The sequence below is a fragment of the Sphingomonas aerolata genome, assembly GCF_023935825.1.
Classification (GTDB): Bacteria; Pseudomonadota; Alphaproteobacteria; order Sphingomonadales; family Sphingomonadaceae; genus Sphingomonas; species Sphingomonas aerolata.
In genome coordinates, this window is sequence record NZ_CP098762.1 from 1154986 (window position 1) to 1177785 (window position 22800).

The 22800-nt window shown below is 63.2% G+C and carries 17 protein-coding genes and 1 tRNA gene; 10 read left to right on the plus strand and 8 right to left on the minus strand.

Annotation, left to right across the window (positions count from 1 at the left end; all coding sequences use genetic code 11):
* Positions 1-28 precede the first annotated feature (28 nt).
* Complete coding sequence (locus NEF64_RS05430; protein ID WP_056406116.1) at positions 29-958, minus strand: AEC family transporter; 930 nt, start codon at positions 956-958, stop codon at positions 29-31.
* Complete coding sequence (locus NEF64_RS05435; RefSeq protein WP_082446745.1) at positions 955-2448, minus strand: FAD/NAD(P)-binding protein; 1494 nt, start codon at positions 2446-2448, stop codon at positions 955-957. Before NEF64_RS05435 ends, NEF64_RS05430 begins: the two co-directional genes overlap by 4 nt.
* Before the next feature lie 246 nt (positions 2449-2694).
* On the opposite strand from NEF64_RS05435, the gene NEF64_RS05440 reads away from it, so the two are divergent.
* Positions 2695-3966, plus strand: a complete 1272-nt coding sequence (locus NEF64_RS05440; protein ID WP_252574691.1) for a PQQ-dependent sugar dehydrogenase — start codon at positions 2695-2697, stop codon at positions 3964-3966.
* Complete coding sequence (locus NEF64_RS05445; RefSeq protein ID WP_056406119.1) at positions 3963-4841, plus strand: hypothetical protein; 879 nt, start codon at positions 3963-3965, stop codon at positions 4839-4841. The genes NEF64_RS05440 and NEF64_RS05445 overlap by 4 nt, the downstream gene beginning before the upstream one ends.
* Before the next feature lie 715 nt (positions 4842-5556).
* Here NEF64_RS05445 and NEF64_RS05450 read toward each other — a convergent pair.
* Complete coding sequence (locus tag NEF64_RS05450) at positions 5557-5982, minus strand: hypothetical protein (RefSeq protein WP_128082073.1); 426 nt, start codon at positions 5980-5982, stop codon at positions 5557-5559.
* Positions 5983-6348: 366 nt separating this feature from the next.
* On the minus strand, positions 6349-6900 hold the full coding sequence (locus NEF64_RS05455) for an FxDxF family PEP-CTERM protein (protein WP_252574693.1): 552 nt from the start codon (positions 6898-6900) through the stop codon (positions 6349-6351).
* A 399-nt stretch (positions 6901-7299) separates the two neighbouring features.
* Between NEF64_RS05455 and xrtV the strand changes: the two genes are divergently transcribed.
* The 8 genes from xrtV (at position 7300) to NEF64_RS05495 (ending at position 18118) form a co-directional block, all read left to right on the plus strand.
* Positions 7300-8193, plus strand: a complete 894-nt coding sequence (gene xrtV, locus NEF64_RS05460) for an exosortase V (protein ID WP_162235371.1) — start codon at positions 7300-7302, stop codon at positions 8191-8193.
* A gap of 4 nt (positions 8194-8197) precedes the next feature.
* Entirely contained in the window at positions 8198-8887 is a 690-nt protein-coding gene (epsI, locus tag NEF64_RS05465) for an exosortase-associated protein EpsI, V-type (RefSeq protein ID WP_162235372.1), read from the plus strand.
* Positions 8888-9144: 257 nt separating this feature from the next.
* Positions 9145-10005, plus strand: a complete 861-nt coding sequence (locus tag NEF64_RS05470) for a SurA N-terminal domain-containing protein (protein ID WP_056406121.1) — start codon at positions 9145-9147, stop codon at positions 10003-10005.
* 1406 nt (positions 10006-11411) lie between these two features.
* Positions 11412-12428: an endonuclease/exonuclease/phosphatase family protein gene (locus tag NEF64_RS05475; RefSeq protein ID WP_056406122.1), complete on the plus strand. Its 1017-nt coding sequence runs from the start codon at positions 11412-11414 to the stop codon at positions 12426-12428.
* Between the two features lie 289 nt (positions 12429-12717).
* On the plus strand, positions 12718-14025 hold the full coding sequence (locus NEF64_RS05480) for a mechanosensitive ion channel family protein (RefSeq protein WP_156360322.1): 1308 nt from the start codon (positions 12718-12720) through the stop codon (positions 14023-14025).
* 212 nt (positions 14026-14237) lie between these two features.
* The gene (locus NEF64_RS05485) at positions 14238-15260 is read left to right on the plus strand and encodes a potassium channel family protein (RefSeq protein WP_056406123.1); all 1023 of its coding nucleotides are present in this window, start codon (positions 14238-14240) and stop codon (positions 15258-15260) included.
* A 151-nt stretch (positions 15261-15411) separates the two neighbouring features.
* The gene (locus NEF64_RS05490) at positions 15412-16071 is read left to right on the plus strand and encodes a glycoside hydrolase family 97 N-terminal domain-containing protein (protein WP_082446755.1); all 660 of its coding nucleotides are present in this window, start codon (positions 15412-15414) and stop codon (positions 16069-16071) included.
* A gap of 58 nt (positions 16072-16129) precedes the next feature.
* Complete coding sequence (locus NEF64_RS05495) at positions 16130-18118, plus strand: BCCT family transporter (RefSeq protein ID WP_252574695.1); 1989 nt, start codon at positions 16130-16132, stop codon at positions 18116-18118.
* Between the two features lie 932 nt (positions 18119-19050).
* On the opposite strand, the gene NEF64_RS05500 is transcribed toward NEF64_RS05495, so the two are convergent.
* The 4 genes from NEF64_RS05500 to NEF64_RS05515 all read right to left on the minus strand — a co-directional run bounded on the left by NEF64_RS05500 (position 19051) and on the right by NEF64_RS05515 (position 22692).
* Positions 19051-19125 (minus strand) — tRNA-Glu (locus NEF64_RS05500).
* A 47-nt stretch (positions 19126-19172) separates the two neighbouring features.
* Complete coding sequence (gene recJ, locus NEF64_RS05505; protein ID WP_056406125.1) at positions 19173-20924, minus strand: single-stranded-DNA-specific exonuclease RecJ; 1752 nt, start codon at positions 20922-20924, stop codon at positions 19173-19175.
* A gap of 84 nt (positions 20925-21008) precedes the next feature.
* Entirely contained in the window at positions 21009-21692 is a 684-nt protein-coding gene (locus NEF64_RS05510) for a prolyl hydroxylase family protein (RefSeq protein ID WP_056406126.1), read from the minus strand.
* Between the two features lie 91 nt (positions 21693-21783).
* Positions 21784-22692, minus strand: a complete 909-nt coding sequence (locus tag NEF64_RS05515; protein WP_252574697.1) for an RcnB family protein — start codon at positions 22690-22692, stop codon at positions 21784-21786.
* Between the last annotated feature and the right edge of the window lie 108 nt (positions 22693-22800).

Below are 22800 nucleotides of genomic sequence, written 5' to 3' on the forward strand. Positions count from 1 at the left end.
GCGCGCACCGCAGTGCTTTGCGCAATCCTTAAGTAGGTATCGCCGAGTGAAACACGCCGACGACCAGCAGGACGAGCACCAGCGAGACAGCGCTCGACAGTGCGACGAGGACGGCCGCGGCCTTGCGGTTCGTGTCGAGGAGGGTCGCGAACAGCGTGACGTTGCTCGCGATCGGAAACAGTGCGATCAGCCCGACGATGACGCGGTCGCGGGGTGCGAGGATGCCGATGAACGCGGCTTCGAGCGCAAGTGCGGCGCCGATCAAAACGAGCCCGCTCGCCTGCCTGACGCCGAGAATCCGCGTCATCAGCCGGGGCCGCCAGTCGTCGCGGCCAGTCTCGGCAAGGTTGAGGCCGATGACGGCCATGCCGAGAACTGACACCAGTGTACCGGCGACCGACAGGATGGGCGACGCCGCCTCGGGCATCGTGACACCCGCCGACTTCGCGATGATCGCGCCGACGATCACATAGACGACGGGCACGCGCAGCGCCTTGGTCGCGGCCTTGCGCGTACCCTCCTTGGTCCGCGCGATCAGGAAATAGCCGATCGTGTCGCCGTACAGCGCGCTGCCGATATAGGCGCAGATCACCGTCGAGACGCCGACCTCGCCGAACAGCGCCTGGCTGACGGGCACGCCGAAGAAGGCGACGTTGAAGAACGAGAAGGAGGCCGACAGCAATTTGGGATCGAAATCGTCGCCAAGCCGCTTGGCCAACCGGTGGGCAGGGATGCTCATCAACGCCGCGACCGCGAACATCAGCGGGGGGATCACCAGCAACTGCTGCGTTTCCGCGCCGAGCACCTTGTCGATGACCAGCAACGGGATGAGGCCGAAGACGAGGATGGTCGAGAACAGCTTCGCCGCCCAGGGCACACGCGCCCCGACGCCCCAGGCGAGCAGGATCACGCCATAAAGCGGCAGCAGTGCCGCCGCGATGTTGCCGAGCGCGCTCATTGCTGGCGCAGGATATCGTCGATGGCGCGGCCTGCGCACTCGACGTTGAACCAGACTGCGTTGGTGTCGCGCAACTCGCCGTTGAGCAACTGGCCGAGCGCGTAGATGCATGGTGCGTCACGGCTGGCGGAGATGATCCGGCAGGTCGCGCGGTGGGCGATGGCACCACCGACCGGGTGTGGTTGCAGCCAGTCCTTGGCGAGCAGATCCTTGACGAGCGTTTCCTTCATCTCGGCGAGGGTGGTCGCTTGGCCGGTGGCGTTGACGACGATCGGCGTCTCGAGCGTGTCGCCCGTCGTGAACCGGACGACGAAGCCGGTGCCGGTCGGGCTGGCGACGGTTTCATCGACCCGCCCGCGGACGCTGAGCTGCCCGCGCGTCATCGCCTCGGCGAGGCGCCGCGCGTTCACCATCGGCGTGACGAACCGCGCCGCGGCGAAATGCGGCGCCAGCCATTGCCCGAACCGCTTCTGGTCGGCGGGTCGCAACAGATTCCAGATCGCGGTGGAATCATGGCGGGCGGCGGTCAAGATGCGCTGGAACGGCTCGTCGCCGGCGTCAGCCGCGGCGATGTCGTGCAGCAGCGCGGCCTGGGCGTCGCCGTCGGCGCGATCCTCGGCCTGCCAGTCGATCGCGCGTCCCGCGGCAGTCTCGGCCTCGATGCGGAAGAGGCGGAACAGATCCACGACCGAGAAGGCGGCGCCGCGTTCGCGGATATGCCGGTGGACGCTTTCAAGCGTGAGATGCTGACGGTCATACCCCGTCTCGGGCGCGGGGATCTCGACCCGCGGCAGCAGGCCTTCCTTCGAAATCAGGTGGATATGTCCGCGGTGCCCTTCGTCGAGCAGCGTCATCACCGCGTCGATCGCGCTGAGACCGCTGCCGAGGATGACAACGGACTGATCGCTGTCGATCCCCCTCGTCATGCGATCGGCGGGATAGGGCGAGTCGAAATAGCCGGGCTTGCCGTTCAGGGTGGCGAACCGGTCGGGATCGGGGGTGCCGATCGTCAGTAGCACGACGTCCGTCGCGATCGTCGATCCGTCCGAGAAGGCGATGGTCGCCGCATCATGGTCGCCCTCGATGCTGACGGCTTCCTGATGGTGGATCCGGACGTCAATCCCCGCGCGCCGGGCCTGATCGAGCGCCTGGTCGAGGACCTCCTGCATGTAGAGGCGATATTCCCGGCGCTCGGGATATTCGACGCCATCGGGATCGAGCGGAGTCCCGGCTGCCGCGCGCTGCGCCTCGAGCCAGGTCCGGAAATGACCCGGCTCGCGGTCGTAGAGCCCCATGAGACGGGATTCGGTGTTCAGGCGATGCCCCGGCTGTTCCGTGCCGAACGCCAGGCCGCGTGCGAGTTCGTCGTCCCGCTCGACCAGATGGAGGATCCATCCATCGCCCGGGTCATAGCATAATCGCGTGACAGCTTCGGCGAAGGCAGCGACGCCACAGGCACCCATGCCGATAATAGTCAATGTTTTCGGCATGATATCCCATTCGCTGACGAACGGGGACAACGCTCGGGCGCTATATGGTGCCACGGCCGAGATGAAAATTTTGTCATGTCGGCGACGTCTCGTTCCGGCGGCGGTTTGGTGGCTTCGCGGTGGTGACCCAGGCTGTTGCCGAGGGGATTGGTCGCGGCATCGCCAAATTAATCCGCGGCGCTGGCAGCCTCATGGATATCGTTGATTGTGAGAGGGTTACACTCTTGTCATGTTCCGGGAGACATTATGAGGACGATCCTTGCCGCCGTCAGCGCATTGGGTTTGGCAGCTGGCGCGATGGCCCAGACCCCACCGCCGGTGCTGGGTCTGAAGACGCAGGCTGAGCCCTATGCGACTGCGTCCGTGGTCAACCATCCCAAGACGATCGGCTGGCCCGACGGGCGCAAACCCGTGGCGCCGCGAGGGTATGAGGTCATCAAGTTTGCGGGCGGTCTGGACTATCCGCGCCAGGCGCTGCTGCTGCCCAATGGCGACATGCTGGTCGCGGAGGCGCGCACGAAGCCCAAACTGGATGCCGAACCCGACGTTCAGCGCGGTCAGGCGCTGTCGAAGACGACCGGCTTCAGCGCCAACCGTATCACCCTGTTGCGCGACGCGGACCGCGACGGGGTCGCGGAACAGCGTTTCGTGCTGATCGACGGGCTCAACCAGCCGTTCGGGATGCAATATGCGAACGGGCGGCTGTACGTCGCCAATACCGACGGCGTCGTCAGCGTTCCGTTCTCGCCCGGCCAGACGCGCGTGACCGCAACCCCGCAGCCGCTCGTGTCGCTGCCCGCGGGGGGCTACAACAATCACTGGACGCGCAACCTGCTGCTGAGCCCCGATGCGCGGACGCTGTACGTATCGGTCGGTTCCGCCTCGAATGTCGGCGAGCATGGCATGGACGAGGAGAAGCGACGAGCGGCCATCCTCGCGATCGATCTGCGTAGCGGGCGCGAGCGTCTCTACGCGTCGGGGCTTCGCAACCCGGTCGGCATGGCCTGGGCGCCTGGTTCGAACACTTTATGGGCGGCGGTCAACGAACGCGACCAGCTCGGCGATGATATCGCGCCCGACTATCTGGTTGGCGTGCGCGATGGTGGGTTCTATGGATGGCCCTACAGCTATTACGGCAAGCAGGATCCGCGTCACGCCAATACCAGGCGCGAGTTGCTGGCGACGACGTCGCTTCCCGACGTTGCCGTGGGGCCCCATGCCGCGGCGCTGGGCGTGGCGTTCGCCAAGGGAACGTCCGCCGCGCAGCAGGTCGCCTATGTCGCGCGGCACGGTTCGCGGAACCGGTCCGCGTTCATCGGCTATGTCGTCCTCGCGGTCCCCTTTGCCAATGGCAGGCCGACCGCCGCGCCGCAGCCATTCCTGACGGGGTTCGTCGCGAACGAAAAGTCGGGCGAAGTCTATGGTCGACCGGTGAGCGTGCAGACGCGCGACGATGGCGCGATCTTCGTCGTCGACGATGCCGGGGATACCGTCTGGCTGGTGCGACGCACCGCGTGACCGCCAAGGCGCTGATCGGTCTGGCGGCGATGTGTGCGTGTGTCGATGCGTCCCGCGTGTCGGCGCAGACCGTGCCGTTCATCGATACCGAAGACGCAACCCTGTCGGAGGTCGATGTCGGCGACGGGACGGTCCATCCGATCGTCACGCTCGACGTCCGCAACGGCGACTATGCGCGCGGCGCCTATGACGACGATGATGCCGGCCTCGCCAGGGTCCCGGTGCATATCTCGGTCGGTGGTGCCGCAGTGCTGACGCGCCGAGCGGACGGGCAGGGAGCCCTGTTCCTGGTCGGGCAAAGCTCGAACGGCTTTCACGCGCCGCGCGCCGACGAGCGGTCGCGCCCGCGCAGCTGGTATGAAAGCAACACGATCGTCGGTCTTGCATGGCGGCCTGTCGATGGGCTCTCCACCGCTGCGGCCTATGCCATCAAGGCCAGCCCCAACGGGGTGGCGAACACAACCCACGAGGCCAGCCTGACGATCCTCTACACCGGCGATAATGCAGTGGGATTTCTCGCGCCGCGTTTCGCCGTGACGAAGCGGACAAAAGGCGAGGGGGGTTTTTACACGATCGCCGGCATCGCCCCCGCCTTTGCGCTGACACGGGGAGGGGGTGGCCCGACGCTTACGGTGCCGGTCTCGGCCGGCGTCGGCTGGCGGGGCTTCTATGCGGCGGACAGCGGCGACAGGGTATATGGCAGCGCCGGGGTAACGGTCGCGCAGCCCGTCAAGATCGCCGGCGCCACGGCATCGTTGCAGGGCGAAATCCTCGCCGTGGTCCGTGACCATCAGCTGGCCCGGCTCGACGCTCCCGGTGGCACCACCGCCGATGTCGTGCCCTTGGCGACCCTGTCGATCACCATGGCCTGGTGACTTCAGCGCGCAAGCGGTTGCCGCCTCCGCGATTTCGATCCGGAGCTTGCAATGGTCCGTTGCGGGTCGAGGCCGCCACGTCGTTCGAGCTCGCCTTGGATAGGACGCGGGGGCAATCCAACCGCCATTTTGCGCACGCCCTGACACTCAATCGCCGATCTTCCCTGCCAATGCGCGGCTGACGAAGCGGAAGCCTGGATCGTTGCTGAAGCGTCAACAGGACGGGGAGATGCTGACCTCAGCGGTGGACCGCGATTTCGGCGGCGAGGCTCGGGTGCCCTGTTCGCGGGTGAACGCTCCGAGAGCGTCAATGCATCATCATGCGCGCAGCAAATTGAAATTCACAATTTGCGGTTAATGCACTTTAAACCGCTTGCAGTCGCAATTACGAAATGAATTTGCTGCATATGTCTCCTTGTCGAAAGACAGACACTTTTTCAATGAGGGGGATTCACATGCGCTACTGGCCAATCGGCAAGCCCATCAGGGGCTAAACAGTCAACAGCCTGTGCTCTTATATTATTCAATTAACGCATCCTGCACGGCATAATGCAATGTGTTACTAGAGATATAGTAAGGCTCACAGGAGTGATGACTGGCAAATATTGTCATGAATAGTATCATGAGCCAATTTGCGATATTGGAATACCGTGAAGCCCTATAACGGCTGAACTCGAAAATGCCCGGCTTACCAAGCCGGGCATTTTTTTTGCCATCAAGACCTGGCCATAGCCTTTACCGGCATCTCAAAGGTGAAGGCCCGAGGAACAAGCCCAAGTACTTTTACAGCCTTTTGCATGGCTTCGTTATGCGTCGATATCGTGAAGTGGATTTCGGTGAACCAACCGTTCAGATGAGTTTTCCGAAATCGCGATAGCACGGCAGCAAAGGCTGCGGGAGCGGTAGGCGAACCCCACGCGAACGTGATCGTGAGCGTTCGATCATCATGGTCCTCGCCCCAATTGATACCGCCAACGCACGTTCCGCTTTCGTCAAAAGCGAGAATTGCGGGATGATCCCATTTGCATGGGGGATATCTCAGCCAGCCATTCTGCTGATGATCAACACCCGCGGCGTAGGCGGCTCTCAGGCCTTCTTTGCTGTGTGCAAGTTTGGTAACATGCTCCAACCGCAAACTCATGTTACAGCTCTCCGCCTGTACTTGAAGATCAAGAGATTGCAGAACGGCGCACACAGGTGCTCATTGCCAGTCCCAGCCGCGTACGGGGCTTGGAGCAGTTGTCGACCGATGGGTGCCGATACCAGGCTTTGTGCTCGGTAACTGGTGACATCCATTCAGGCGCGTTCGCGATCTCGGGGTTTGTGCCGTTGGGCGCCGCATGGACCGGCCCGCTTGCCCAATTCTCGATCAACGGCGCTCGTTGCGCCGCATGGATCCTTTCGCGGACCCGTCCGGGCCGTAGACTAAACAAAAACAGCCGCCAACCTCGAGAGGTTGACGGCTGCCTTCACACAGATGGACACTGGGACCAGCTGTGAAATGCGCTTAGGCGAAAGCGATCTTCGCCTGGCGACGACGAACGCGCATCGATGCGCCGATCCCGCCGATACCGAACAGCATGAGCGCCCAGGTACCTGCCTCGGGAACTGCTGCGGTCGGCTCAAAGGTTGCAGTGCCGGCATAGGAGCCGTTACCGCGCGACGTGCCGGTCACGACGATCTGGTTCGTCGCACCCGCGGCGATCGCCACGTTGTTGATCTCGAAGAACTCGGCTTTGCCGACAATGGTTTTCGTCGCTTCGAAACCATTGATGAATACCGACAGAATGTCGAGATCGGTCGGGCTATTGAACCGCGTCGTGCTGGTGCTCAGCGTGCCGCTGGCCAGGCCAGCCTGATCGATGATGAAGTTGAACGTGTCCTGGAATGCGCCGGCAGCGATGCCCGAACGGCCGAAATCTGCCGAAACGGTACCATTATTGATGTTGCCCTCGACCGTGAACTCCGGGTTGCCCGGGACATAATCGACTGCATGAGCCGCTGGGGCCATCGCGAAAGCGGATGCGAATGCCATAGTCGAAAGAAGTAAACGCTTCATGACGGTTCCCTTTATTTGATCCTTAACAAGCTGCTACCGGGCGCCCTGGCGATTCGCAAACCTGTTTATCGCCGGAATTTTCCCACGATCTCAATAATGTCCAAGTTTGGGACAATCAGCCCTCGTTCGTCGCAGACAGAGCCTGAGGGCGCGTTTCGCATCCTGCGCTGCAAGGCATTTTGCGCGCCTTAAAACCCGCTCAGGGCGACCGAAAACCCTCACTCCGGCTCATGAAGGTGCCCGACGCGATTGGGATAGTATGGCCTCGCCGTGTGCCGGGGCGATACGGGTGGCCTATCAAGGGCGCCGGTGACGACATTCCCGGCGACCGCGGCGATGGCTTTGAAAATTAGGTAAAAGACGCTAGCCTTACCGCTCATAGTTCGTCGGGAGAAATGCGTGATACGGGTAGAGGCGCGGCCGCAGCCAAGCGGGTCGTGGACTGACGTCGGTAGCGGCCTGGCGCGCTGGACAGCGCGGTGGTGGCCGCTTCTGATAGGATTGGCGTGCCTCATCCTGCCGACGCTGAGCCGGCTGGCGACCGTCAGCTGGTCCACCGAACAGGGCGCACATGGGCCCATTATCTTCATTTCCGCGCTGTGGCTGATCTGGCGTGCGCGGCCGTGGGAGGTCGCCAAGCGCCAATCCTTCCTTCCTGTCGGCTTGCTGCTGGTCCCCGCGCTGCTCCTCTATTCCGTAGGGCGTATTACGAGCATCTTGGCGATCGAGGCGCTGTCCCTCTACACCGTGATCGTAGTCCTATTATGGACTTATCTCGGTAAGGAGGCACTCAAGAGGCTGTGGTTCCCCCTGGTGTACCTGCTGTTCATCATCACGCCGCCGGAGAACTGGGTTTTCGTCGCCACGCGTCCCATCAAGGACTTGATCTCCGATGCTTCCGTAAACTTGCTGGCCGCATTTGGTCTGCCGATCGGGAGTACCGGAACGGTTATCCAGATTGGTGGATATCAGTTGCTGGTCGCGACGGCGTGTTCCGGGATAAACTCCCTGATCGGCATTTGCGCGTTGGGCGTTTTCTATGTCTATCTTCGGCATGGCAATGCGCCGCGCTACGCGCTCTTGCTGATATCGCTGATGATACCATTGGCTATAGCGGCAAACTTTCTGCGTATCATCATCTTGGTGCTAATGACCTATTACATCTCGGAAGAGGCCGCGCAGGGCCTGGCGCACGAGCTGGTCGGCATGGGCATGTTTATCCTGGCATTGCTTATGCTGCTGGGACTGGATGCGGTGCTGCATCCTATTGTTTCACGTTGGGCCCGAAAGTAACGACATGACAATCGCTCGATTTACCCGACGAGAAGCTGCCCTGGGTCTCGTGTTCGGCATAACCGCAGGCGTCACCTATGCTCGACGCCCTACCGAGCTCGTCGTTGCCATTCCTTCCGGAAACCTGAACGACGCCATTCCAAAGCAGGCCGCACCTTGGGCGATGGTGCCGGATGTCAGCTTTGTTCTACCCCCCGAGGATGAAGCAAAAGCGGCCGCTGTCTATGAGAAGCAGTTGATGCGCAGTTACGGTGCCGAGGGCGCTCCGCCCATCATGCTTTTGATCGCCTATGCGTATCGGCAGAGCGGCATGTTGATGGTGCATCGTCCTGAGTCCTGCTACCCCGGATCCGGTTTTACGATCACCGATATACGAGACATGGATATTCCACTGGGCAAAGGCATCAGTGCACCAGGGCGCTTCCTAACGACAGTGCGCGATACCCGTACAGAGCAGGTTCTTTATTGGACTCGACTGGGGAATCGTTTCCCGGTGTCGTGGGATGATCAGCGGCGGTCCATCGCAATGCAGAACCTTGCCGGCCTTGTCCCCGATGGGGCGTTGATACGATTTTCGATCATCGATCCGGATGCCAAGGCTGCAGAGGCAACCATGATGGGCTTTGCGAAAACGTTGTTCGAGTCCTGCGGCGCCTCCGGCCGCGCACTTCTCGCTGGCCCGATCAACGCCTAGGTGATGAGGGTCGCAAGGCACTGAATATATCGTCAAGTTTCGCCGCGACCATAATATGGTGGGAGCGGCGGCGCCCTCATTGTCACGTCACTTGCTCAGCGCGCACAGCAAATAGCACCACACCGTATCAACCGGCTTTTCATCCATCGACCGCCGCAGGTATAAAACGCGCAAGCCCCGCAAAAATCACGACGCTCAGCCAGTTCTATACGGTTCCCATCTCGTTTCCTTCTGCATTATGTCTAAGGTAATTGCTTATGTCAGCATCCTCCAGGTTCCTCATCACCAAGCGGCAAACCCTTTCTGCCGCAGCACTCGCACTCACGCTGGCGGCAGCGGCCTGTAATAAATCCGGACCTAGCGGTCAGACGGTTGCTACGGTCAATGGCGAAGCCATCACGCAAAGCGAACTCAATTTCGAGCTGGGGTTGAGCGGGGCCAACGCGCAAAACTCGAAAGACCTTCAGCCAAAGGCCTTGCAGGCCCTTATTGATCGAAAGCTGGTCATCCAGGCCGGCGAGCGCGATGGTCTTTACAAGAAGCCGAACGCTGTTCTTGCCGTGGAGCGTGCCAAAAATATCGTGATGGCGAACCTTGCGCTGCAATCGGTCGCAGCAGGTGTGCCTCAACCGGTCACGACGCGCGACGTCGAGACGTATCTAGCGAAGCATCCCGAACTGAGTAGGGAGCGCCGGACACTGTCGGTGGAACAGATTCGTTTTCCGGCACCAAATAATCCGAGCCTGATCGCGGCTATGAAGCCGGCAAAGACACTGGCGGAATTGACAGCAGTTCTGGATAGCCGGGGCGTGAGTTATCAGCGGGCAACGGTGGAGCTCGACAGCGCAAGTCTGGACCGTAACGCACTCGGTCGATTGATGACGACGGTGAACGGTGAGCCTTTGCTAATTCTCGAAGGCGCAACGGCGATCGCCAATCATGTCATAAGCGTCCGTCCAGCCGAAGCGAGCTCTGCTGCTATCAATGAACTCGCCAAGCAGGGTATCGCACGTGACCGCATCCAGGCAGGCATCGTTCAGCATCAGGCGGCGCTGCGGAACGCCGCAAAGATCGAGTATGCCAAACCCCTCGATCCCAAGGCGAAGGCTTCTCAGTAATTCCTATTGAAGGCTCTTTCGATCGGCGCCCGTTGGCGCGGAGTGCGTTAGCCTCCGCTACAACGGGCAAGGACGTGCCGCTGACGTCCGCGACAGAGGGGACTCTGCGGATCTGACATGCCGCTGGGTGAAGTTTCGTCTGAGGGCGGCAGCGTCGCGGACGCATGCGGGCGCGGCCGCGATGATGCCGTGTCGACTCTATGTCAGGCAAGCGTCGCCGGCTTGGATAGGACCGGCAGATGTATCGCGGGTTGCACCGTTTGCCAGCGGACGCCTCGGTGCGATCAGGCCGTCGTTCACGCCGCCGCATCGACCCGCGGCGCGATCGTAATACGTACCATGATGACTGGGTATCGCCCAAGGTCTGGTGAACTGACCGCTTTGCGGTTCGGTAAGGTCGCGCCGATGCGGACCAGGCCTGCCTCGCCACGCTTGTGTGCGATGTTGCCTACGCGCTGGAAAGCAGTGGAGACTTGTTCTCGGTGCGTCTCAAGCTGTGTTCAAGTGCGGCGTTTACGCTGTCCAGCAGCTTCAGCCACCTGACAGCATCTGCGATTATCATTGGGTGAAGGACCCTAAAGAGAGCCATCGGCGCCATCATTCGGCGCTGAATTACCGCTGGTTCGCGCGCAATGTGGGCAGCAGAAGGTAAAGATGATTTAGATTATGGTCGGCAGAGCATGTCTCATGCCTGGCGCCAACATCTTCGGTATCATCACAGCAACCCTAAGGCGGCTGAAAACCGTCAGACAGGCTGTTCCGATCCAAAAGTTATCCGGGATAAGAACTCAGAAGCCGTCGCTTGTCGCAAGAATGAATCTTTTCCAGTCGATTCATCATAACGTAAAAAAACTGTAACAATTTTATCAATGCCATAGCATGCAAAAACAAAGTACGACCCACTATCAGATAGCGAGTCGTCCTTTATGTTCGACTTAACCCTTGAAAGGCTTGCCGTTCTGCCAATAACGCATAAAATTTCCTTTGAGTTAAATGGATTATGCTGCCGCCCCGCGGCAAGACCGTCCTGCCCGGTCGTGGTTAATATGGCAATCTACTAAAACCGAGTCGGGATCCAATATTCGTTGAACAGAGCGTTTTGGCCGACGAATCGGTGGAACTCCCGTTACTAGGGTGACGACTCGTTAATCAGTGTTACACGAGGCCCAAGGTGGCGAGGGCGATTGCGGAGAGGGACGGGCTTCGGCCATCGATCGTTGCGACTGACGCCGCCGCGCCCGTTCGTCAAACGACCGAACATGGCCTCGATACGGCTCCGGCTTCGGCAGCAGCGCCGGTGATATCTCGGCCTGAAGGTTATAGGGCTTGGTCCAAGGCAAGGCCGCTCTTAGGCATCAGCAATGCGGCTAGCTACATTTCCGATCCGTGCCCTCACAGGCGTATTGATGCTCGTAACCGGGCTCAGCATCATCGAGTCCAATGAATGGTGGATCAGGATCTGGGACTTTCCCCGGGTCCAGATACTCGGCCTCCTGCTCTTGGGCGGAGGCTTGGCGCTGTGGCTGGATCGGCAGGCAGGACGATGGATCGCGTTGGGGTGCGCCGTTGCAGCCGGGTGGCAACTCTATCGCATCTATCCGTATACGCCGCTTGCGAAGACGGAGCTGGCCTTTGCGGATGATGCCTCAACTGCACAGAGCCGGTGTTTCGGCGTCCTTTCGCTGAACGTGTTGGAGTCCAATCGAGACTATGGGCGAACGGCGCGGCTGATCGACCGGGTTCGGCCCGATATCCTGCTATTGATGGAAACCGACCAGCGCTGGGCCGATGCATTGGCCAAGCAGCTTGCGCGCTATCCACACCGGCTCGAACAACCGATCGGCAATACCTACGGCATGATCTTCGCCACGCGGCTGCCGATGCACGATGGGCGGATCGAAACGATCGCCCAAAAGGATACGCCGTCGGTCCATGCCGAGCTGACGGCCGGTGGTCGATTTCGCGTGATAGCACTTCACCCGCGCCCGCCCGTTCCCGGGCAGGATACCGAGGCACGCGACGCCGAGATCGCGATCGCGGCGAGTCGCGCCGCCCGTACGAAGTTGCCGGTATTGGCGATCGGCGACTTCAACGATGTCGCATGGTCGCACACCTCGCAGCTGTTCAAACGCGTCGGAGGCTATCTCGACGCTCGGATCGGTCGGGGCACGTTCGCGACCTTCCCCGCGCGCACGCCGCTGCTCGGTTGGCCGCTCGACCACATGTTCGTCACACCCGAGTTCAAGGTGCATAGCCTGGAGGTGCTGGAAGATGTGGGTTCAGACCATCTCCCGATACATTCGCGTCTTTGCCTGACCGGCCGGTCAGGCGCCAACAAGGCGCCTGACGCAGTGTCGAACGAAGACCGCAAGGACGTGAAGGAGGTCCTTCAGGAGTATCACGAGGACCGGCGCGAGCGGTAAGCCAAGCTCACCGATTTGACGTACATGATTGGGACAGAGCCGTTGCACGACGACCAGCTCAAGACACTGGTATCTGGCGAACGGCTTTGGCGTCGCATGACAGGGCAGGGGGCACAGAGATGGTGCCGATCAATCGCCCGTCCTTCGCGCTGCTTCACCAGCGATCCCTTGCCCGGAATGGCGCAAACGGCACGGCGGTAACGCGCATGACGTACAAGGGCTGACCGGGGTGCCAAGTCCGTTTAACAGGGATCCGGCGACCAGATGGGAATGACGCTGTGATTGTCGGGTGACCGACGCCGACGAGATGGCATTGGAGAACCGGTTGGAACAAGATGCCTGGTGGCAGACCTATCTGGATCAATGGACGGCACTGCCGTTTCATGACCTGATCGCGGCTGTTGCGATCCTGAGCACGGCCCTTCTTCTGGGTATCGTTGCAGCGCGTCTTGCCTGTAGGTACCTCCTGCCGGCCTTGGCGCCGCGTCACGCCGACGTGGTCGCGCCGCGCCTGATGGCGATTACCCGTGCCGGCATGACGGCGCTGGTCCTGACGGCGTTTCTTGGCGTTCGGGGGCTCAACCCCGGCGCCGATCTTCTTCTTGCGGCTGGTCTCGGCATCGCGGTCGCGGCGCTGGCCTATCAGTTCGGCCGTGCGCTCGGTCTTCGGAGCCGACCGGCGTCGCTGATTGCCGCCACCCTGTTTCTCATCGTGCTGGCAAGTCGACTGGGGGGCCTGACCCCGTTGATCGCGGGGCTGGACCGCGCGAGCATGGGGGTCGGCACCCGGCGTATTTCGCTGCTCGACATCGTCAACGCGGTCGGCTTGTCGCTCCTGCTGTTCCTCGCCGCGCGCGCGCTGCTCGGGCTGATCCTGCGCTGGATCGGACAGGCGCGGCTGCTCGACGCGGCGCAACGCGTGCTGTTCCAGAAACTCGCTCAGATTGCGGTCGTCACCGTCGCGATCTTCGTCGGTATCGATCTTCTCGGCATCGATCTCACCGCGCTGGCCGTGTTCTCCGGCGCGTTCGGGCTCGCGATTGGTTTCGGCTTGCAGAAGACGCTCGGCAATCTGATCGCGGGCCTCATCCTGCTGCTCGACCGATCGATCAAGCCCGGTGACGTCATCGCGGTCGGCGATACCTTCGGCTGGGTCAACAAGATCGGCGTTCGTGCGGTCTCGGTTCTGACCCGCGATGGCAAGGAGCATCTGATCCCGAACGAACGGCTGATGACCGACGAAGTCGAAAACTGGTCTTTCTCGAGCCGGGACGTCAGGGTTCATGTCGGGTTTCGGGTCTCGTTCGATTGCGATCTGCGACTGGCGCAGCGGCTTGCCGTCGAGGCCGCGTCCGTCTCGCCGCGCGTGCTGACCGAACCCGCGCCTGTCTGCTGGATCAAGGAATTCGGCGACAATGGGGTGGAATTCGACCTGCGGATCTGGATCGACAGCCCCGAGGCGGGGGTTGGGAATGTCACAAGCGACGTGTTCTTTCGCATCTGGGACCTGTTCAAGGAACACGGCGTTACCATTCCGGTGCCTCAGCGCGATCTCCGTTTTCACTCTAACTCAGGCGAGCAAACGCCCCCGGCCTAGGCCACTGCCGCAGTGATCAGGGCGCCCGTTCGATAAAGCGGGGCACTGCTCCGCGGTGTACGGCCCGGATCCTGCTCGGGATCCTCATGTCGATCCACCGTAAGCGATTGCAGACAGGCGCTGTCGAGAGTCTGTAACTCCCCCAAATGCCAACCAATCAAGCGGATCACCGAAAGACTTCACAGCGGCACTGCGGATGGGCAAGAGACGGCATGCACACTGACGATGCAGACACGGTGCACTATCGCCTGCGCCGCCAGAGCCGAACCCCGGCGTGGCTGGCCCTGTCGTGGCGGGCGCTTGTCGCGTTGGCGCTGATCGGCATCGCGCTCGCGGTCCACTGGTTCGATCGCGGCGGGCTGCGGCAGAATTCGGGCGAGCCCGTGACCTTCGCCGACATTCTGTATTTCACCATGATTACCGTGACGACGGTCGGCTACGGCGACATCGTGCCTGTGACCCAGCAGGCGCGGATGTTCGATACCTTCGTCGTGACGCCGATCCGGCTCTTCGTATGGCTCATCTTTTTAGGTACCGCATATGATTTTCTGCTCAAGGGCGTCTGGGAGAAATGGCGTATGTCGGTGATCCAGCGACGCCTCGAAGACCATGTCGTGGTCGCCGGTTTCGGCACGAGCGGGTCGGAGGCCGTCAGCGAACTCATCCGTCGCGGTGCCGATCCGAGCATGATCGTCGTCGTCGACGAGCGCGCCGCGGCGTTACGCACGGCGGAGAGTTGCGGCACGACGGTGATGGAGGGAAACGCCACGCGCAATGCCGCGCTGGAGGCAGCTCGTCTCTCAAAGGCCCGCGCGCTCATCGTTTCCGCCGGCCGTGACGATACCTCGATCCTTATCGTGCTGACGGCAAGGCGGATCGCGCCCGATCTGCCGATCAGCGTGGTGATCCGGTCGGAGGACAATGAAGCGATTGCGCATCAGGCGGGCGCAAACGTGGTCATCAACCCGGCCAGCTTCGCCGGCCTTTTGCTCGCTGGGTCCACGCACGGCGCTCACACTGCCGAATACATGGCCGATCTTGCCGCGTCGGGCGGGCGTGTAGTCCTGCGGGAACGCGAGGTCGCTGCAGAAGAGGTCGGCAAACCGCTTGCCGCCATCGCCACCGGACTCGGCCACCGCATCTATCGTGGGCATCAGGACTTCTGCTTCTGGGAACCCGAGGCCGCCCGTCTGGAAGCGGGCGATATTATTGTCGAGGTTGTTCCGCGGCGCTAAATTACCGCCACGTGTCCGGCCAGCGCCGTTTTTTTGCGGGGGCACCTCGTCTACCGGATCCATGGCGTTCTTCATCAAGATAGTGCGAGGCCTCGTTTCGATCGCCTGACGGCCGAACCGAAATCGTCGCCGGCCGGCTGAAAATGGCGGATTGGCCGTTCGGATCCGGCATGATGATCGAGATGTGCTTGTTCCCTCGGACGTCGGTTTGCGGCCAGAGGGCGATGCGTACGGCCCCATGATCATCGAAGGCTCGGAGGCTGTTGCGTCGGCCAACGACGATGAAGCGCGACACGGGGAATTGCTGGTCAGGGCGCGTGAGCTCAATGGCGGTAAACGGGCATTCCCGCTGCGCCTGCGGGCCTATAATCAGGGCGCAGCGTTCAGGCTCGAGATTCCTGCCGAGCCAAGAGAGGGAGAAATACGGCTTTCGTCCGAGATGACCGCGCTTCGCTTCCCGCGCGATTACGCATGCCGAGGGCGAGACGTATCGATAACAGTTTTCCGACACCGTCCATCGCTTGTCGAGTTCGATCGACGCGCCGGCATAGAGGTCGGTTTCGTACCAGCCCGGCAGGGCGCCATCGTTCGGCTGGCCGAGCCCGGGCTTCGACCCCTGGATACTGTTTCATGTTCTGGCAAGCACACTCGCCTTCTTCTCGGCCGGCAGCATCGTCTCGGTCAGACGCTCATCGCTTTGCTTAACCGGGCGTCCTGCGCTGCCGCCGACGACAGCACCACCGACAGGGCGAGGCCGCAAGCGAGAGGCCGGGTCAATCGTTTCCCCATCGTAACACTCGTTCGCAACTGACAAGGCTCAGCGTCGTTCCATTCACAGGACAGGACATTAACCATGAATAGGGGGTACATTGACCGAGCCGGTACCGAGTGACGCGCCACAGCCAGCAGCGGGGCGCAAGGCGGAGATCAATCCGCCTGTATTCTTCGTTTCGGCTGGCCTGATCCTGGCCTTCGCCCTCTTCGGCGCGCTCGCCCCGGAGACCGCGAACCGGGTGTTCACGACCGTGCAGGCGCTGATCGTCGCGGATTTCGGCTGGTTCTACATCGCCGCCGTCGCGGGGTTCCTGATCTTCGCCATTTTCCTGATGCTCAGTCGCTATGGCGATGTGAAGCTCGGGCCCGACGACAGCGAACCGGATTACAGCTACCCGTCCTGGTTCGCGATGCTGTTCAGTGCGGGGATGGGGATCGGCCTGATCTTCTTCGGCGTGGCCGAGCCAATCCAGCATTATGCATCGCCGCCCGTGGGCGAGGGGAAGACGATCGCGGCTGCACGCGAAGCGATGGTCCTCACCTTCTTTCACTGGGGCCTGCACGCCTGGGCGATCTATATCGTGGTCGGGCTGGCGCTTGCCTATTTCGCGTTTCGCCGTGGACTACCGCTCACCATCCGCTCGGCACTCTACCCGCTGATCGGCAAGCGGATCTACGGCCCGATCGGCCACGCCGTCGACATCTTCGCGGTGCTGGGCACGATGTTCGGTGTTGCGACGTCGCTTGGTCTCGGCGTGCTGCAGGTGAATGCCGGGTTCAATCACCTGTTCGGCCTGCCGACGAGCATCCCCGTTCAGCTCGTCTTGATCGCCGCCATCACCGGCATGGCCACGCTTTCGGTCGTCGCCGGACTGGACAAGGGCGTGAAGCGCCTGTCCGAACTCAATATCATCCTGGCCGGACTGCTGCTCGCCTTCGTCCTCGTCACCGGGTCGACGGTGTTCCTGCTCCAGGCCTTTGTGCAGAACATCGGCACCTATCTCGGCGAAGTCGTGCCGCGCACCTTCCGCCTCTACGCCTACGAACCCAACCCGTGGCTGGGCAATTGGACCTTGTTCTATTGGGGTTGGTGGATCGCCTGGTCGCCCTTCGTCGGCATGTTCATCGCCCGCATTTCGCGTGGGCGCACGATCCGCGAATTCATCGGCGGCGTGCTGCTGGTGCCGACCCTATTCACCTTCCTGTGGATGACGGTGTTCGGCAACACCGCGATCGCGCTGGACATGGCCGATACGGCCGCCATCGCCGACACCGTCGCCAACAATCTGCCGGTGGCGTTGTTCGAGACACTGGAGCAGCTGCCCTTCGCAACGATCGTCTCAGGTATCGCGACACTCTTGATCATCACCTTCTTCGTCACGTCGGCGGATTCCGGGGCATTGGTCATCGACATGATCACGTCGGGCGCGGCGGAGAACCCGCCGGTTTGGCAGCGTGTGTTCTGGGCGGTATCCGCGGGCGCCGTCGGTGCTGTGCTGCTGGTCGCCGGTGGACTCCAGGCCCTTCAGACCGCCGCGATCGCCAGTGCATTGCCATTCGCGGTGGTGATGGTGTTCATTTGCTATGGGCTGCTGCGCGCCTTGCAGACCGAGGGCCAGGAAGCGTTGGACCTGTCCGCCGCGGGTTCCGATCCGATCGCCGAAAGGCCGTTGAGTTGGCAGCAGCGCCTCGCGACCATCACGCGCTTCCACGACAAGCGTGAGGTTGCGGCGTTCCTCACCGGTACGGCAAGCCCGGCGCTCGACGCGGTAGCGGCACAGATGCGCGACAGCGGCCTCTCGCCAACCCTCGTTCAGGACGAAAACCAGGTCGAGCTTCGCATCCCGCACGGCGAGCGTGGCGAGTTCCACTACGGGGTTCGGTCACGCGGCTTCCGCCAAGCAAGCTTCGCTTGGGCGGCATCGCGCAAGGCGAACGAACAGGAGCGTCTCCACTACCGGGCGGTGGCGCATTCCTCGGAGGGAGAGCCGGCGCATGATGTGACCGGCCTGAGCGACGAGCAGCTGATCAACGATCTCCTCAACCGGTATGCGCGCTTCCGCCACGCTCGGCGGATGACCTGAGCAGGGGCTGTTCGCCGACCAGGAGCCGCCGCCGCCGAGAATGACACGCCGAACAGAGAAAAGATCACGGACAGTGCCGACGAGCGCGCCATCGACGAGCCGATTGCCGGCACCCCGCAAGACCTCCCCCGATGACGCGCTCTCGCCTGGCGAGGACCTGCCGGAGGCGTCAAGTGAGGAGGACGTTGCGTGGGTCGCGGCCAAGCGCGGTGCGCCTGACCCAACCAATAACTTCCTAGGTCTGCGATAGGCCTGGTTTTTCCGGGTCGATCGGCGTGACTTCGTCCGCAGGTTCGAAGCGTAGCGTCCACCGGGGGTAGCCTTCCGGTGAAATCTCGATGTCGGGCAGGCCGACCGGGTCCGAGCCGGTTTCTACCCATCCAGCGCCATGGCACCGATCGCAGGCAGTGCGCTTACAGCGGAAGCTTACGAGATCAATCTCGGTATTCCATTGGCCCCGGCCTTTGCACAATGGGCACAGTGCATCCAAGCTCCCCTTACGGGGTTGGATCGGAACGATGTCGAAGGCGTGGGGGCTGTCTGGACCGTCGCAATAGACGATGTTGCTGGCGTGAGGCATGCGCCGCAGTCGCGGAACAGCCGTCTCAATGCAATACGGCCTTGGTGCGCTCAGCGACCATTTGTCAGTCGGTGATCCCGTCTCGCGCTGCCTGATCTCGGCAAGCATGCGATAACCAGCACGGCGCGCCTCCTACGCGCCAGGAACGGGTCGGTTGTTCTCAGACACCCTGTCCACGCCGGATTGCCGATGACCCCTCGGACACCCTCCGCAACGATCATTCGAAACTGCGAGAAACGCGATCTGCCGCGCTCGACGGAATGCGGTATGCGACGCCATCTGTAGCACTGGGCGCCTCGCGAGGCGTTGATTCTATTGATATATCGCCAATCTCAGCCGCTTGGCGATGAGATGGTGACCCCTACGGGAATCGAACCCGTGCTTCAGCCGTGAAAGGGCCGCGTCCTAACCGCTAGACGAAGGGGCCTGCGTGGTTGGAGGCGCCTAAGGCCAAGTGGCTGGCCCGTCAACCCTTCAATCGGCCCAGGCGGCATCTTCGACGTGCAATTCTGCTGCGGGGCGCGATGCCCAGTCGTCGATCTTGGCGCGACCGGCGAGCCAGAGCTTGCGGTGCGGGGCCGCGCCGAGCAGCGCCTGGCCGAGCGGCGTCTCGGCGGCGCGGAACGCCATCGCCTTGACGCTGCGGCCGTCGTCACCCGCCACGATCGTGCGGACATGGCCATTGCCCACCACATCCGCCTTGATCACGCGGACCGGCCCCATCGCGACGCGCGGTGCGGGCCAGCCCATCCCATAGGGGCCACCTGCGTCCATCGATTCGACCAGCGCAGGATTGACCCCGCCCGCGGCAAGGACCGCATCGAGCAGCAGCGCGCGGCCGTCATTGGACTGCGAGACCGCTGCGGCGAGCCGGTCCTCGAGGAAGTCGGCGAAAGCCGGGATCGCCGCTTCGGCAATCGTCAGTCCGGCCGCCATCGCGTGGCCGCCCCCTGAAACGAGCAGGCCCTGCTCACGCGCCGCCATCACCGCCGCGCCGAGGTCCACGCCCGGGATCGACCGGCCCGATCCCTTGCCGATGCCGTGTTCGTCGATCGCGATGACGATCGCGGGCCGGCCGAGCTTTTCCTTCAGGCGGCCTGCGACGATGCCGATGACGCCGGGATGCCAGGCCTGTCCGGCGACGACCGCGACGCTGCGGTCGCGACTGGCGAGCAGGTCGGCGGCCTCTTGCACCGCGGTCTCGATCGCGCGGCGTTCCTCGTTGAGACGGTCGAGCTCCTCGGCGATCCCGCGCGCCTCATCGGGGTCCTGCGTCGTCAGCAGGCGGACGCCGAGATCGGCGCGGCCGACGCGCCCGCCGGCGTTGATCCGCGGGCCGAGCGCGAAGCCGAGATCGGTGCAGGTCGGGTTGCGCGTCAGTCGCGACGCCGAGATCAGCGCCGCGACGCCGATGTTGCGGCGCGCGCCCATGACCTTCAGCCCCTGCGCGACGAACGCACGGTTGAGCCCGCGCAACTGCGCGACGTCGGCGACGGTGCCGAGCGCGACGATGTCGAGCAGGTCGATGAGCTTGGGCTCGGCGCGATCCGCGAAGTAGCCGCGCGTGCGCAGCGTGCGGACGAGCGCGGCAGCAGCGAGGAAGCACATGCCGACCGCGGCGAGATGGCCGTGCGCGGCGCCCTCATCCTCGTCGAGCCGGTTGGGGTTCACCAGCGCCAGCGCGTGCGGGAGTGCGGTCGAGCATTTGTGGTGATCGATCACGATCACGTCCACCTTCGCATCGCGTGCGGCATCGAGCGCGTCGAATGCCTGCGCGCCGCAGTCGACGGTGACGATCAGCGAGGCGCCTTCGCCTGCGAGCCGGACCATGGCCTCGCCCGACGGGCCATAGCCTTCGAGCAGGCGGTCGGGGATATAGGCGCGCGCCTCGATCCCCAGATCGCGCAGCACAAGGATCATCAGCGCGGCAGAAGTCGCGCCGTCGACGTCGTAATCGCCGAAGATCGCGACCTGTTCGCCCGCCTGCACCGCATCGGCGAGCCGATCGGCCGCGCGGTCCATGTCGCGGAAGATCGACGGGTCGGGCATGAACGCGCGGATCGACGGCGTGCGGTGCGCGTCGAGCGCCTCACGCGGGCAGCCGCGTGCGAGAAGGAGCTGGGTCACCAGATCGTCGCCGCCGAACCCGTCGCGCGCGTCCGCGGCGAGCGAGCGCCAGCGCCAGGGCTGGCCGAGGATCGAGGAGGTTACACCGAGAACTGTCATGCGCCGGAGGTAGTGGCTGCGGGGGGATTGTCGAGCGGGTTCACCGACGCGGGCAGGCGATCCTCCCCCGACGCGGGAGGGGCGTCACTTGATCCAGGGGCGTTCGCGAAACCATTTCGTGACGATGTATTTGACGCCCTCGACCACCGGCATGCCTTCGTGGAGCGTCAGGCCATTGGGGCTGCCGTCGGGGCTCATGTTGTTCCACGCGAGCAGCAGCCCACGTTTGGGCGCGACCTTGACGCCCGCCTGCGGGAACCACGTGGCGCCGCCTTCGGGCACGTCGTTCAGATAGACCATCGCGGTCCAGGTTCGCTGGCCGCCCTGTTCCTGCATCTTGTCCCAATAGCTTTCGCTGGCGTGGAAATAATCGTGATGCGCGCGGAATTGCTGGCCGGGGGCGTAACGCTGCCCCTGCATCGTCTCGCCATGCGGCAGGTCGATGCCGAGCAGCGCGGCGATCGCCTCGTCGGTGGGTTGCACATCGGGGGACCAGCGATCCATGTCGCAGCTCTCCGACGTGCGGAAACTGCTGTTCGGGCGGTCGGATAGCAGCGTCGACGGCCGCCGCTTCGAATCGATCAGCGCGATGAGCGCACGACAGGTCGCGGCGTCGAGGAAGTTGGCGTGGTGATAGAATTGCACCCCGTCGATCGCGACCCGCTGGACCTTCGGATTGGCGTCGAGCCGCGCGGCGACGCTGGCGCCGGCCGCCTGCCGTGTCGGCGCCATTGGATCCTGCGGCTTGGCTTTGGTGAATAAACCCATGGATCCGAATTTGCGCAGCCGTCCGCGAAACGCAAGGGGGCGCAACTGGGACGGCACGACGGGCGGGGTCGCTCGTCGTGCCGCGATGTGCCTACCAGAAGATGTCGTAGACCGTGTCGACCACCCGCCCGCTGTCGAGATCGACGAGCAGCGCGTCGTTGTAATAGCGGACCCAGCGATACGGCCCATAGGCCTCGGGCAGGCGATAGGTGTAGGGATCCTGAATCCAGTAATTCTGGTTGTACAGGATGCTGTTCAGCGAAAAGCCGATGCTGAAGCGGCGATAGCCCGAGCCCCAGCCGTTCGGCGCATAATAGCGCGGCAGGCGGTAGGCGCCGCGGTTGCTCGCGCGATAGTCGCTCCAGCCATAGCGAGTGTCACTGCGCCAGCCGCGGTTCCACGCCCCGCGCTGGCCATATCCGCCGCGGCCATAGCCCTGGACGGTGCCGTAGCCGCCGAAATGCTGGCCGTTGCGATAGCCGCCCCGATCCCGATCCCGATCCCGATCCCGATCGCCGTCGCGCCCGCGCCAGTCGTCGCGGCCGCGGGGGTCCGGGCGGCCGCGCCAGTCGGCGCGCCCGCGTGGATCGTCGCGATAGCCGCGGTCCTCGCCGGGGCGGCCGTCGAAGCGGGCGCGGTCGGGCTGACCGCGGCGATCGTTTCGGACGTCCTGGCGGGCGGCATCGCGCTGCGCATTGCCGCGGACCCAGTTCTCGCGAACCTGGTCGGCCTGTCGGTCCGACGCCACGCGCGCATTCCAGTCCTGACGGGGGCCGTCCGGTCGGCCGTTGCGCGCATCGGGCGTATCGCCGCGTGCCGTGCCCTGCACGATCGCCCCCCGGTCGGGCCGCTGCGGCCGATCGCCGCGATCGCCGCGATCGCCCCAATCACCGCGCATCTCGCCATTCCCCGGCGCCTCGGCACCGAACCGCTGCGCCTGTGCGGCAACCGGCACCAGTGCGGATGCCACGAGCAAGATCTTCAGGAAACTCCGCGTCATTGCCGTCGTCCTCGACTGCCGGCGCACGAGCCGGCTCCTATGGTGCACCCCGTCTAGCCTTACGGGCGTGAGGCGACGCTGAATGGCTTGGTCAGCGATCCGACAGGA